The 12,607-nt window shown below is 59.3% G+C and carries 13 protein-coding genes; 9 read left to right on the forward strand and 4 right to left on the reverse strand.

Translation table 11 applies throughout. The features are described 5' to 3' along the window. Positions 1–13: 13 nt before the first annotated feature. The gene (locus tag ACZ6ZO_RS08760; protein ID WP_182387055.1) at positions 14–1,723 is read right to left on the reverse strand and encodes a long-chain-fatty-acid--CoA ligase; all 1,710 of its coding nucleotides are present in this window, start codon (positions 1,721–1,723) and stop codon (positions 14–16) included. Positions 1,724–1,857: 134 nt separating this feature from the next. Between ACZ6ZO_RS08760 and mshA the strand changes: the two genes are divergently transcribed. Beyond that, the gene (gene mshA / locus ACZ6ZO_RS08765) at positions 1,858–3,123 is read left to right on the forward strand and encodes a D-inositol-3-phosphate glycosyltransferase (RefSeq protein WP_182387054.1); all 1,266 of its coding nucleotides are present in this window, start codon (positions 1,858–1,860) and stop codon (positions 3,121–3,123) included. On the opposite strand, the gene ACZ6ZO_RS08770 is transcribed toward mshA, so the two are convergent. Beyond that, on the reverse strand, positions 3,120–4,643 hold the full coding sequence (locus tag ACZ6ZO_RS08770; protein ID WP_182387053.1) for a catalase: 1,524 nt from the start codon (positions 4,641–4,643) through the stop codon (positions 3,120–3,122). The two genes, mshA and ACZ6ZO_RS08770, sit on opposite strands and share 4 nt — an antisense overlap. A gap of 162 nt (positions 4,644–4,805) precedes the next feature. Here ACZ6ZO_RS08770 and ACZ6ZO_RS08775 point away from each other — a divergent pair, with 162 nt between their 5' ends. Genes ACZ6ZO_RS08775 through ACZ6ZO_RS08785 form a run of 3 tightly spaced genes read left to right on the forward strand, consistent with a single transcriptional unit; the run spans position 4,806 to position 7,483 of the window. After that, a complete protein-coding gene (locus ACZ6ZO_RS08775) occupies positions 4,806–5,552 on the forward strand; it encodes a phosphoglyceromutase (protein WP_182387052.1) in 747 nt (248 codons plus the stop codon). A gap of 7 nt (positions 5,553–5,559) precedes the next feature. Continuing rightward, entirely contained in the window at positions 5,560–6,792 is a 1,233-nt protein-coding gene (locus tag ACZ6ZO_RS08780) for a sensor histidine kinase (protein ID WP_208768615.1), read from the forward strand. 1 nt (position 6,793) lies between these two features. Continuing rightward, entirely contained in the window at positions 6,794–7,483 is a 690-nt protein-coding gene (locus ACZ6ZO_RS08785) for a response regulator transcription factor (protein ID WP_182387050.1), read from the forward strand. Here the strand turns inward: ACZ6ZO_RS08785 and ACZ6ZO_RS08790 are convergent. Continuing rightward, a complete protein-coding gene (locus ACZ6ZO_RS08790; protein WP_182387049.1) occupies positions 7,465–8,322 on the reverse strand; it encodes a DUF3109 family protein in 858 nt (285 codons plus the stop codon). The genes ACZ6ZO_RS08785 and ACZ6ZO_RS08790 overlap by 19 nt on opposite strands. A 33-nt stretch (positions 8,323–8,355) precedes the next feature. On the opposite strand from ACZ6ZO_RS08790, the gene ACZ6ZO_RS08795 reads away from it, so the two are divergent. From ACZ6ZO_RS08795 to ACZ6ZO_RS08815, 5 genes are all read left to right on the forward strand, one after another. Continuing rightward, positions 8,356–9,285 (forward strand): Ppx/GppA family phosphatase, encoded by a 930-nt coding sequence (locus ACZ6ZO_RS08795; protein WP_208768617.1) that lies wholly within the window; start codon positions 8,356–8,358, stop codon positions 9,283–9,285. A gap of 4 nt (positions 9,286–9,289) precedes the next feature. Beyond that, the gene (locus ACZ6ZO_RS08800; RefSeq protein WP_465291951.1) at positions 9,290–10,093 is read left to right on the forward strand and encodes a hypothetical protein; all 804 of its coding nucleotides are present in this window, start codon (positions 9,290–9,292) and stop codon (positions 10,091–10,093) included. Positions 10,094–10,128: 35 nt separating this feature from the next. Then, positions 10,129–10,983, forward strand: a complete 855-nt coding sequence (proC, locus tag ACZ6ZO_RS08805) for a pyrroline-5-carboxylate reductase (RefSeq protein ID WP_182387046.1) — start codon at positions 10,129–10,131, stop codon at positions 10,981–10,983. A gap of 214 nt (positions 10,984–11,197) precedes the next feature. After that, a complete protein-coding gene (locus ACZ6ZO_RS08810; protein WP_182387045.1) occupies positions 11,198–11,389 on the forward strand; it encodes a helix-turn-helix domain-containing protein in 192 nt (63 codons plus the stop codon). A 286-nt stretch (positions 11,390–11,675) separates the two neighbouring features. Continuing rightward, positions 11,676–11,777 (forward strand): 30S ribosomal protein bS22, encoded by a 102-nt coding sequence (locus tag ACZ6ZO_RS08815; protein WP_003855542.1) that lies wholly within the window; start codon positions 11,676–11,678, stop codon positions 11,775–11,777. Positions 11,778–12,301: 524 nt separating this feature from the next. Here the strand turns inward: ACZ6ZO_RS08815 and ACZ6ZO_RS08820 are convergent. Further along, positions 12,302–12,607 (reverse strand): IS3 family transposase (locus ACZ6ZO_RS08820; protein WP_465291954.1); only part of this gene is annotated, 306 nt, incomplete at its 5' end.

Raw genomic sequence — 12,607 nt, forward strand, 5'->3', positions numbered from 1 at the left:
GTCGTAAAGTGCGTTAGTGCTGAGCGTAACGTTCGATGAGCTGTGCCTGCACTTCTCGACGCCGCACCTTGCCCAACTGATCCGCAGGAAGTTCCTCGAAGTGGTAGAACGTGCGGGGCACCTTATAACGGGTGAGCATCTGACGGCAGTAATCCTTCAATCCGTCCGGATCCATCGCCGCCCCCTCAGCGAGGGTAATCGCGGCGACGACATTCTCCGAACCATCAGAACGAGGCATGCCCACCACGGCGCAGCCCGCGATATCCGGGTGAGCCATCAGCACTTCCTCCACCTCACCAGGGTAAACATTGAAGCCGCCCGTGATGATCACTTCCTTGAGCCGCGCCACCAACCGCACGAAGCCGTCCTCCTCCATCACGCCGATGTCACCGGTGCGGTACCAACCGTCATGGAAGGAATCGGCGGTGGCCTCCGGCTGGTTGAGATAGCCCTTGAACACCTGCGGTCCCTTGACCAGGAGTTCGCCTTCCACCCCGTCCGGCTGCGTCTCGTCCAGGTTCTCCGGATTAGCAATGCGCACCAACGTATCGGGGAACGGCACACCCACGTACCCAGGGCGACGGTTGCCGTCCATCGGATTGCCCGTCACGATCGGGGAACACTCGGTCAGGCCGTAGCCTTCCACGAGTCGGCCGCCGGTGAGCGCCTCCCACTTATCCACCGTCTTGACCGGGAGAGAGGACGCCCCAGAGAAGGACGCGCGGACACAAGAAATATCCACGCCAGACTCGGTGGCAGCCTCCACGATCTTTTCGTACAGCGCCGGAACGCCCGGGATCCACGTCGGGCGGTACTTCTTAATCGCCTTCATGATCAGCTTCATATCGGGGGCCGGCAACAAGAGGAACTCAGCGCCCACGTACACACCTTCGAGCACCATCATCGTCATGCCGTACGCGTGGAAGAACGGCAACGCAGCCAGGAACACTTCCTTTTGCTCGCCCAGGTTCGGCACCCACGCCTTGCCCTGAATGACATTTGCCATGAGGTTGCCGTGGGTGAGCTGCGCCCCCTTCGGCGCCCCCGTGGTCCCAGAAGTGTAAAGGATCAACGCGACGGTATCCGTGGTCACATCATCCGGGGACTCCAGGTCCCGGCCGTCACCACCAATTGCGGAACCCACCAGCACCTCCCATGGCACCGTGTTTGGGGCCTCGGCGGTGATACTTGCGCGTGCCTTGCGCATCTGCGGAATCGGCAAGCGCAATGCCGCGCGCTGCAACGACGGCATCGCTTCCGTCATGTCCACCGCAATGATGGTCTCCAGCGGTGTGGTGGCGCGCAGTTTCTCCAGCATGCCCGCGGCTTTATCCCAGGCAATAGCGATACGCGCGCCGTGATCTTGGAATGGGTGCTCCAGCTCATGGGCCGTGTACAGCGGGTTGTGCTCAACCACCGTGGCGCCCAACTTCACCACCGCATAAAACGCGATGAGGTGTTGAGGGCAGTTCGGCAGCAGGAGCGCCACCCGATCTCCGGGACGCACCCCAAAAGCCTTGAGGCCAGCCGCCGCCCGGCGCACCTGCCGGTCGAGCTCAGCATAGGTTTGGGTGCGGCCGAAGAAGTTCGTTGCAGTCTTATCCGCATTCCGGGCCAGATTGGCATCGTAGCTGTCGAGGATGGTGGTGGTGCCGTAATCCAGCTGGTGAGGCACCCACTCGGGAAAGTGCTGGAGCCAGCTCTTCGCTTCAAATGCAGACATGCCAAAACGACCTTTCATTGGGTTTTATGTGCCCCCAAGTATAGGACTTTCCTGCGTCGCCTTTTGTCAGGGCTGGTTAGTGCGGGTCCGTGCTGCCCTCACTCACTCGATGACGGTGACCTAGAATATGCCACATGCGCATCGCGATGATCTCTATGCATACCTCGCCACTACAGCAGCCTGGTTCAGGTGATGCTGGTGGGCTGAATGTCTACGTGCTGAACACTGCCCGGGAGTTGGCTAAGCAGGGTATTGACGTGGACATTTACACGCGCGCAACTCGCCCTAGTCAGGGGGAGATTGTGACGGTTGCGGATCATCTGCGGGTGATCAATATTGTTGCCGGGCCTTATGAAGGGCTGGAAAAGGAAGAACTACCGACTCAGCTGGCGGCGTTCGCTGGTGGAATCTTGGTGTTCGCCCGTTGCCATCACCGCACCTATGACCTGGTGCATTCCCACTATTGGTTATCTGGTCAGGTGGGTTGGCTGCTTCGTGATGTGTGGCAGGTGCCTCTTGTCCATACCTCTCACACGCTTGCTGCGGTGAAGAATGCGCACCGTTCGGAGTTTGACCAGCCGGAATCTGAGGCGCGTCGCATTTGTGAACAGCAGATTGCCGACAACGCAGATCTATTGGTTGTCAATACGATGGAGGAAGCCAAGGATTTCGAGCGACACTATGACACCGACGATGAAAAGGTCGCCGTAGTCGCGCCGGGCGTGAATATCGAGCTGTTCAATCCCGGGAATGATCGCGCTACGGAGCGTTCGCGTCGTTACCTCGGCATTCCAATCCACACTAAGGTCATTGCGTTTGTGGGTCGCCTCCAGATTTTTAAAGGGCCGGATGTGCTGATTCAGGCGGTAGCGGAGATGGTGCGCCGGAACCCTGATCTTAATTTCCAAGTGCTGATTTGTGGTGGAGCGTCGGGTGCGGTGGCGCAGGCAAACACGTATGTTGATCTGGTGAATTCGCTGGGCTTGCGGCGCTATATCCGGTTCTTGCCGCCTCGGCCACCGGAGGAGTTGGTGAGCCTGTATCGCGCGGCTGATGTGGTGGCGATGCCGAGCTATAACGAAACTTTCGGGCTGGTGGCCATGGAGGCGCAGGCCACAGGTACCCCGGTGGTTGCCGCACGCGTCGGTGGCTTGCCCTTCGCGATTGCGGAGGGGGTGACGGGCGTGTTCGTGGACGGGCACGACCCGGGCGAGTGGGCTGACGCGTTGGAGAGCATGCTTGACGACGACGAAGGCCGCATTCGCATGGCCCAAGAAGCCGTGGATCATGCCACACAATTCTCCTGGGCGACCACCGCGGAGCGCCTGGCGGGCGTGTATAACGAGGTGCTTACGGAAACGATGACCAGCTGTTATGACCGCCAGGCTGAGGGGAGTTAACTCTCCCAGAGTTCGCGGACGCGGGCTCCGAGATCTGGATCGACGTTGGTCCAATAGGTAAAGACGCGCTGCGCCAGTTCCTCGGATACGCCTTCCATCGCTGCGTTGATGTTGCCGGCCAGGCGTTCCCGAGCGGCGTCGTCAAGGACTTCGCGGACGAGGATGCCGGGTTGGATGAAGTCGTCATCCTCCGGGTGTTGGACATATGCTGCGCGCACCAAATCCTCGCCGTGTGGTGACGGGTTGACGTAGAGGTCGGTTGCCGGCCCGTAGCTAGCTCCCGAGCTGGAGGTCACCCCATCGTCCAGGTAGCCCGCTGGGCGGGGGCTGCCGTTGGGTGAGTACACCGGCTGGTCAGAATCGTTGAAGAAGTGGGTGCTAGCCCCGTCTTGGGCGTAAGAATGCACTGGGCAGGTCGGCCGGTTGACGGGGATCTGCTCGAAGTTGGCGCCGAGGCGGTAACGCTGAGTGTCCGGGTAGGAGAAACCGCGGGCCTGGAGCATCCGGTCCGGGGAGAACCCGATGCCTGGGACCAAGTTCGACGGAGAGAAGGCGGCTTGTTCGATCTGGGCGAAGAAGTTACGCGGATTGACGTTGAGCTCGAAGTATCCGACGGGGATCAGCGGGTAGTCCTTCTGTGACCAGGTCTTGGTGAGGTCGAATGGGTTCCAGCGGTAGCCTTCGGCTTCTGCTACCGGCATGATTTGCACTTTGACATCCCAGCGGGGGTAATCACCGCGGTCGATGGCGTCGTAAAGGTCAGCGCGGGCGTGGTCAGTATCGGTGAGGGTGTCGGCCTCGTCGTCGGTGATGTAGTCCCAGCCCTGCTGGGTCTTGAAGTGGTACTTCACCCAGAACACGTCGCCGTCAGCGTTTTGCCACTGGTAGGTGTGGGAGCCGAAGCCGTCCATGTGGCGGAAGTCGCGGGGACGGCCACGGTCGCCCATGAGGTAGGTGACCTGGTGGGCGGATTCTGGGGTGCGGGTCCAGAAGTCCCATTGCATTTCAGCGGAGCGCAGGCCGGTGCCGGGGTGACGCTTCTGGGAGTGAATGAAATCAGGGAACTTGATGCCGTCGCGGATGAAGAACACTGGGGTGTTGTTGCCGACGATGTCGTAGTTACCTTCGGTGGTGTAGAACTTCAATGCGAAACCGCGCACGTCACGCCAGTGATCAGGGGAGCCTTGCTCGCCAGCCACGGTAGAGAAGCGGGCCAGCATTGGGGTGACGGTTCCTGGTTGGAAGAGTGCAGCGCGGGTGTACTGTGACACGTCTTCGGTGATGTGGAGTTCTCCGAAGGCTCCGGAGCCCTTGGCGTGTACGACACGCTCTGGGATGCGCTCGCGATCGAAGTGGGCCAGCTTTTCGATGAGCTGGAAATCATCGAGCACGTTCGCGCCCTGCGCTCCGGAGGTGATGGAGATGTTTTCGGAGGCGACGGGGCAGCCGCTTAGGCGGGTGGTTGGCTCGGTGCTGCTTGGTAGCAACCCTTCGGTTGCTTTGTCATGTGCTGCAGACATATCTTTCTCCTTTCCCTTGCCGAGATATAAATAGTGTAAGCCTCAGTTAATTACATGTCAATGATTGGAAAGGTTAATAATTCAATAGGTTTTTAGTATCCCATCCGTCAAGGGGGTAGAGATCCTCGGCAGATTCACCCAAACACTGGCAAAATAGAACCTATGACTACTGGAAAGCTGATTTTGCTGCGTCACGGCCAGTCTGAGTGGAATGCTTCCAATCAGTTCACTGGTTGGGTGGACGTGAATCTGACAGAAAAGGGCGAGGCTGAAGCAAAGCGCGGTGGCCAAATGCTCAAGGAAAAGGGCATTCTCCCTGATGTGCTTTACACCTCTTTGCTGCGTCGCGCGATCCGCACCGCAAACATTGCGCTCAATGAGGCTGACCGCCACTGGATCCCAGTTGTTCGCGACTGGCGTCTGAATGAGCGTCACTACGGCGCTCTGCAGGGCCTGAACAAGGCTGAGACCAAGGAAAAGTACGGCGAGGAGCAGTTCATGGCGTGGCGTCGTTCCTACGACACCCCACCACCGGAGCTCGCGGAAGATTCGGAATACTCCCAGGTGAATGACGTTCGTTACGCGAACCTGGACAAGGTGCCGAACACGGAATGCCTGTTGGACGTCGTGAAGCGCTTCGTGCCTTACTTTGAGGAAGAGATCCTGCCTCGCGCAGTGAAGGGCGAAAACGTCCTGATTGCAGCGCACGGCAACTCCCTGCGCGCATTGGTCAAGCACCTCGACGGCATCTCTGACGAGGACATCGCCGCACTCAACATCCCAACCGGTATCCCACTGGTGTACGAGATCGACGAAAACGGCAAGGTCCTGAACCCAGGTGGCACCTACCTTGACCCAGAAGCTGCTGCGGCTGGTGCCGCTGCGGTGGCAGCACAGGGTGGCAAGTAAGCCCTAGATGTCGGTGCTGTTCGGATTCTTAGCGGGCGTAGCAACAGCTGCGCTCGCTTTTCCGGCTGCCGATTTTCTGAAGAAGCGCTATCGGCGCCACAAGATTGCGGCCACCCTCTCCACAAACCAAGTCACAACGGTGAGTCAAGTGCTCCACCTGGCGGTGCAGGGCGCCCCGACGGGGATCGTGGTGGTGGATCGCACGGGCGATGTGATTTTGTCCAATGGCAAAGCACATGACATGGGTATCGTGCACGAACGCACCGTGAATCCCCAGGTGTGGGCAGTGACGGAAGAAGTATTCGAAGATCAGGAAACGCGCACGCTGGACCTGAAAACCCCGAAGCGTCGCAAGGGGTCCCGTGTCACCGCAGTGCAGGCACACATCCAGCCACTCACGTTGGTGGACTTGCGGTACAACGTGATTTATTCCACCGATGAATCTGAGAATGTGCGCATGGAATCGGCCCGCCGCGACTTCGTTGCCAACGTCTCCCACGAGCTGAAAACACCGGTGGGAGGCATGGCGTTGTTGGCGGAGGCGCTGCTGGAATCCAGCGATGACCAGGACTCGGTGGAGTACTTCGGTACCCGCCTGCACAAGGAAGCCCACCGCATGGCGGACATGATAAACGAGCTCATCTCGCTGTCCAAACTGCAGGGCGCCGAGGCGTTGCCGGACATGGAGCCAGTGCTTGTCGACGACGTGGTCACCGACGCCATTGCCCGCACCCAACTCGCGGCTGATAATGCCGGCATCCATATTGCTGCCGGCCGGCCTTCCGGAAAATGGGTCAACGGGGACCACAGCCTGCTGGTGACGGCGATCGCGAACCTGATCAGCAACGCCATCAACTACTCGCCACGGTCTACTCCGGTTACCGTTTCGCAGAAAGTTACTGGCGATGGCACTATCCTCATTCGTGTGACCGACCGTGGCATTGGCATTAGCACGGAGGATCAGGCTCGCGTGTTCGAGCGGTTCTTCCGGGTGGATAAGGCGCGTTCCCGCAGCACCGGCGGGACCGGTCTTGGCCTGGCCATTGTCAAGCACGTGGCCGCTAACCATGGCGGCGCTATTAAATTGTGGTCGCGGCCCGGCACCGGGTCGACGTTCACACTTGAACTTCCCATTATCGAACCGGGATCTGGGGCGAAACTCGCCTCTGAACTAGCTGCCGAAATTCCCGCAGCTCAGCACAATCGCACGCTCCCGCGTGGCGAAAGGACAAAGGCTTAAGATGACTAGCATTTTGATCGTTGAGGACGAAGAGTCTTTGGCGGACCCGCTTGCTTTTTTGCTGCGCAAGGAGGGATTCAGTACCACGTGGGCGCCGGACGGCCCCACAGCAATGGTGGAGTTTGAGCGTGGCGACTTCGACATCGTGTTGCTCGACCTGATGCTGCCGGGCATGTCAGGCACCGATGTGTGTAAGCAAATTCGCAGCACCTCCGCGGTGCCGATCATCATGGTCACCGCGCGAGACTCGGAGATCGACAAAGTCGTCGGACTGGAGCTGGGGGCCGACGACTACGTCACAAAACCCTACTCATCCCGCGAGCTCATCGCCCGTATTCGGGCCGTGCTGCGCCGAGGTGGAGAAGCCGAGTTCATCGAGGATGAGGACGACCAGATCCTCGAAGGCGGCCGGGTGCGCATGGATGTCGAGCGTCACATCGTCACCGTCGCCGGCGAAAAGGTCCCGATGCCGCTGAAGGAATTTGACCTGCTGGAATACCTGCTCCGTAACGCCGGGCGCGTCCTCACCCGTGGCCAACTGATTGACCGCGTCTGGGGCGCCGACTATGTGGGAGACACCAAAACCCTCGATGTCCATGTCAAACGTCTGCGGAGCAAGATTGAAGAGGAACCCTCCCGCCCGCGCTACCTGGTCACCGTGCGAGGCCTAGGCTACAAATTCGAGCCCTGAACCGTGGCGGGGTGGGCCGCCGCACTTACCGACGCCCGAGCCCGTCGCTCACAGTGCTCCGCTAGTTTCTCGTACGCCGCTTCGCCCATGAGGGCCACCAGTTCTGCGCGATAGCTTCGCCACATCGGTTCGGAGGCTGTGTGGCAGGCGGGTGCGGTCGTGCAATACCAATCAAAGTCCTCGCCACCGTTGCCCCAGCCACGCCGGTTGTATTCCGTGATCGTGGTCCGGAGAATCTCTACTCCGTCGGGGCGATCCTCGTAGGCTTCTAGCCGTCGTAACGGCAACTGCCAACACACCTCGGGCTTGACTAAGGTGAGGTCTTCGCCGGTAGCGACCGCCCACTGATGGAGCGCACACCCCGGGCCCGTCGGCCAGCCTGGGCGGTTAGCAAAAATGCAGGCCCCGTCTACAGTCACTGTTTTCAGCGCCGGCTCGGGGTTGCCGTCTTCGTCGTCCAATTCATCCCATTCCAGCCATGGCTCCACGTCGCCGGTGTCGAGATTGTCGGGCTTGAGCTGCCAGAATGCGTCGGGCATACGCTGGACGGCGTCGAGAAGCTGGGCGCGGTCGGTGTCGTCGGTGAGGAAGGCGCCGTGCTCGCAGCAACCTACAGCCGGATTGGTCGCGTCAATGCCTTTGCACGCTGCGGTGCCAAATTTGCAACTCCAATGGGACTCCAGCCAGGTCAAATCAATGACGAACTGGTGGAGTGGGTCCTCAGGGTTGGTGAATTCGTACCACTCTCGGTCGAAATCGGGTGGCAACTCATCGCCGCGGCGAATCGACGCGGCCGCGGGGGAGTCGCTTGGGAAACCAAGAAAAATTGGGTGATTCACACTTTGACAGGGTAGACCGTCTAATCTGGAAGAGTGCGATTAGGTGTATTAGACGTGGGAAGTAACACAGTTCATTTGGTGGCGGTGGATGCCCGCTCCGGCGGTCACCCCACCCCGATGTCGGACTGGAAGACGACAATGAAGCTCGTCGAGCACCTCGACTCCGAGGGCAACATCGACGACAAGGGCGTCCGCAAGCTCATCAAAGCAGTAGCGGAAGCAGTGGAGCTGGCCGACACTCTCGGCTGTAGTGAAATGATTCCTTTCGCCACCTCGGCTGTTCGCTCCGCCACCAACGGCGAAGAACTATTGAACCTGGTGGAGAAGGAAACCGGCGTGCGCCTCGAAGTGCTCTCCGGTGAGGACGAAGCACGCCTGACCTTCCTCGCTGTCCGCCGTTGGTACGGCTGGTCCGCTGGTCGCATCATCAACCTGGACATCGGTGGCGGTTCCCTCGAACTGTCATCCGGCACCGACGAAGAACCAGACGTGGCCTTTTCCCTGGACCTTGGCGCCGGGCGCCTGACCCACAACTGGTTCGACACCGATCCACCAGAGCGCAAAAAGATCAACATCCTGCGGGATTACATCGACGCTGAGCTCGCCGAGCCTGCCCGCATCATCCGAACCTACGGCAATGCCGATCTGGCCGTTGCTACCTCGAAAACTTTCCGCACGCTCGCTCGCCTCACCGGCGCAGCCCCCTCCTCAGCTGGCCCCCGAGTCACCCGCACCCTGACCGCACCAGGCTTGCGCCAGCTCATCGCCTTCATCTCCCGCATGACGGCCGCGGACCGTGCAGAGCTGGAAGGTATCAGTTCAGACCGGTCCCACCAGATCGTTGCCGGTGCGTTGGTCGCCGAAGCGAGCATGCGTGCACTAGGTTTGGAACAGATCCAGATTTGCCCATGGGCGTTGCGCGAAGGCGTCATCTTGCGCCGTATCGATAAAGGTTTGGAATAGGAATATGTCTGACAAACAGCTCACCGTTGCCGAGTTGATGGCGCGAGCGGCCGCCGAGGGGCGCTCCAGCACGCCTAGGCGTCGCCGTCGTCGCAGTTTGGAAGACGGCGGTGTGTCCGTAGCCGAACTGACGGGATCGCTGCCGAAAGTTGCGGCCAAACCAGAGCAGCCCCGGCACACCAGCGAGCCCATCGATGACCCCAAGCCCGCCCCGGCCCCCAAGGCGCCGGTGGTCACGCCGGTTACCGACGCCCCGCAGCCGGAACCAGTGCCCGAGACGGAACCCGTCGTCCACGTAATCCACGAGGACGACCCCATCAAACTCACCACTGATTCCTTCCCGGCTCAGACCGCTGACAAGGTTGAGGAGGCAGCCCCAGAGGCGCGTGCCGAGGAGGCTCCGGTTGAGGCCCCTATTGAGACTCCGGCGGAGCTTCCTGTGGAGCCTCCCGTGGAGCAGACCGCCACGATGGCTCCAGTCGCCACGGATTGGGAGACCGAGCCAACCGAAGAATCCGGGGTCGTTGACACTGTCGAGGACGAGGATGAGGGGCGCGTGTCTATCCTCAGCGTGGTGCTAATGGCTATTGTTGGCGTCGCGCTCGGCGCCGCGATTTTCTTCGGCTTCCGCGAGCTCTGGGCGAACGTCAACACCCTCCTCGTCGGTGCGCTGGCTGGTGTGATGACGCTCGGCCTGGTCGGTGTGGTGCACGCGCTGCGTACTGAACGCGACACGCTGTCCATGACGCTCGCTGCGGTAACCGGCCTGGCGCTGACCTTCGGCCCATTGCTCATCGTCGGCTTGTAATCGCTCCCGCCCGCCATTGGCGTTACAGTGGTTGCATGACAAAAATTGCTGTTGTTGGTGGCGGAAAGATTGGTGAGGCCCTTATTGCCGGCCTCGTCGCGGGTGGCTACAGCCCGAAAGACATCCACGTAGCTAACCGGCGCCCAGAGCGTGGAAAAGAGCTCGTAGACGCCTATGGTGTAATCGACTACACCGACGTCGGGCAGAGCGTTGAAGACGTGGATGTGGTCTTTTTGTGCGTCAAGCCAAAGGACACCCTTTCCCTGTTGTCCTCGCTGTCGGACACCCTGGACAACAATTCACAAGACACCACCGTGATTTCCATGGCTGCGGGGATTTCCGTGAAATCTCTGGAGGAAGTAGTTTCTGCGGGCACCCCCATCGTCCGCGTCATGCCGAACACCCCAATGTTGGTGCGCCGTGGTACCTCGGCGATCAGCCCAGGGCGCTTCGTCGGCGACGAACAACTCGCTCAGATCACGGAACTGCTTGAAGCCCTTGGCGACGTGTTTGTGGTGGAAGAATCCCAAATGGATGCTGTCGTAGCAATGTCTGGGTCTTCACCTGCATACTTTTTCCTTTTCGTGGAAGCGATGATCGACGCCGGCATCAACCTGGGGTTGCGGCGTGATTTGGCGAAGAACCTCGCGATCAGCGCGGCTGCCGGTTCTACCGCCCTGATGCAGGAAACTGGTCTTGAACCAAGCGAACTCCGGGCGAACGTGAGCTCCCCAGGGGGTACCACCATTAAGGCAATTCGCGAGCTGGAGCAGTCGGGGCTGCGTGGAATGGTGTACCGGGCAACCGAAAAGTGCGCCAACCGCTCCGCAGAATTGGGTACCACCAAGTCCACTACCAAGGTGGTGGGGGCAGATGAGGTAAGTGACTAGAAAAAATGTTTCAGCTGTGACTGTGTTAATAAACAGTGCACTAGCTGGGCTGATGATAAAAGAACACGAGTTGCATTGTGGCGCGTAAGAGAATTTTTGGCACTCATGTCGCAATAGTCACATGCTTCACGGTAAACTAGCACAAGCACGTGCGTGACCGTTCTGCGGGAGGGGAAGCCTGCAGCGCGCGACGTGTGTGAAGGGTTAGAAGATTATGGCAAATGAAGACAATGGCACTTTCTTGACAGTCGCTGAAGTAGCGGACATCATGCGGGTATCGAAGATGACCGTTTACCGCTTGGTTCACTCCGGTGAACTGCCTGCCGTGCGCGTAGGCCGTTCATTCCGCGTGCACCAGAGCGCTGTTAACGAGTACCTGGATTCCTCTTTCTACAACGCTGGTTAAGTGGCGAAGGGGCTGTAAGCGCTCCCTACGAATGTTGCTACCTGCCCTCCTTTCGATAGGTAGGTGTTCGTAGGGAGCGTTTTGGCTTGTATTGGACCCCTTTTTTGTAGATGGGAAACCGCGCGGTAGGATATAACCCATTCGTGTCAACGAGCCAGTTTGGTGAGCGTTCTTTCGGGAATGCTGCGACGGGCGAAGTGCACTCGGTCGTCGGCAATTTGTTTCAAGCCGAAATGCACGTTGGCAGGTTTGTACGTACAACTTCTACACAAGCGAGGTAAACCCTATGGGTTCCGTTATTAAGAAGCGCCGCAAGCGCATGTCCAAGAAGAAGCACCGCAAGATGCTGCGCCGTACTCGCGTTCAGCGTCGTAAGCTCGGCAAGTAAGCCTCTTCTGGGCGCCCGTCACCGTTTTGGTGGCGGGCGTCTTTGTTTAAGTAAAGAAAAGCGTGTCCGGTCGGCGTGTCGCCGGCCGGGCTTTGTGGCTATCTGATGGTGCCTTTTTCTATGCCGATGTTGTGTTAGTAGCTGGCCAGGATAGCGTTCCAGGTGTTCCATCTCAGCGTGTGAGGGGCATCGGGGCCGGTTGGTAGAGAACGGTTGGTGGAGAATTCGAGAGGAAGTGGCGTCAAACCTTAACCGAGGTTGTTTTCCACTTTAACTCTCTACCAACCGTTCTCTACTAACTGTTGTGGACGACTGGTGATGTCGTTCTGTCAGGCAGTTGGGGCACCGGTCTTAGTCACCGGGCGCTGCATTGAGCAGAGATAAGAGCCTATAGCCCTAACCTGGCTTTGCCGTGGAATGTAGGGATGCTCTTACCCCCCGCGATCCTTGAGATCGAGACTTGGAAGTCGAGACTCGGAGTGTTTTTGGGCTTCACTTGGGTGTGCGGACTTTTTGTTGGAGTCCTACGCGGCGGTGTGGGTTGGTAGTGATTCGAGTCCCCGGCTGTGGGCCAGGGTTTGGTATCCCAGGCGTTTGAACCGCCTGTGGTAAATGTACCAAGTGATGTACTCCTCCAGCATCGCAATCACCTGGTTTCGGGTCAGTTCCCGCGGGTTTATGTCGTGGTAGTAGAACACTTCACGTTTGAGCACCCCGAAGAATCCTTCCATCGCCGCGTTATCCCCACTGGTGGCTTTCCGGGACATCGACGGGATGATCCTATAGTCCTCCAGGTTCTCCACCGGCTGGGCACTGCCAGTGGTGGTGAT

The sequence above is a fragment of the Corynebacterium sp. NPDC104732 genome, assembly GCF_055583565.1.

Coding starts and splice junctions, on each gene's coding strand:
- ACZ6ZO_RS08760 (WP_182387055.1), bottom strand. CDS start 1,723: ATGTCTGCATTTGAAGCGAAGAGCTGGCTCCAGCACTTTCCCGAGTGG.
- mshA (WP_182387054.1), top strand. CDS start 1,858: ATGCGCATCGCGATGATCTCTATGCATACCTCGCCACTACAGCAGCCT.
- ACZ6ZO_RS08770 (WP_182387053.1), bottom strand. CDS start 4,643: ATGTCTGCAGCACATGACAAAGCAACCGAAGGGTTGCTACCAAGCAGC.
- ACZ6ZO_RS08775 (WP_182387052.1), top strand. CDS start 4,806: ATGACTACTGGAAAGCTGATTTTGCTGCGTCACGGCCAGTCTGAGTGG.
- ACZ6ZO_RS08780 (WP_208768615.1), top strand. CDS start 5,560: ATGTCGGTGCTGTTCGGATTCTTAGCGGGCGTAGCAACAGCTGCGCTC.
- ACZ6ZO_RS08785 (WP_182387050.1), top strand. CDS start 6,794: ATGACTAGCATTTTGATCGTTGAGGACGAAGAGTCTTTGGCGGACCCG.
- ACZ6ZO_RS08800 (WP_465291951.1), top strand. CDS start 9,290: ATGTCTGACAAACAGCTCACCGTTGCCGAGTTGATGGCGCGAGCGGCC.
- proC (WP_182387046.1), top strand. CDS start 10,129: ATGACAAAAATTGCTGTTGTTGGTGGCGGAAAGATTGGTGAGGCCCTT.
- ACZ6ZO_RS08810 (WP_182387045.1), top strand. CDS start 11,198: ATGGCAAATGAAGACAATGGCACTTTCTTGACAGTCGCTGAAGTAGCG.
- ACZ6ZO_RS08815 (WP_003855542.1), top strand. CDS start 11,676: ATGGGTTCCGTTATTAAGAAGCGCCGCAAGCGCATGTCCAAGAAGAAG.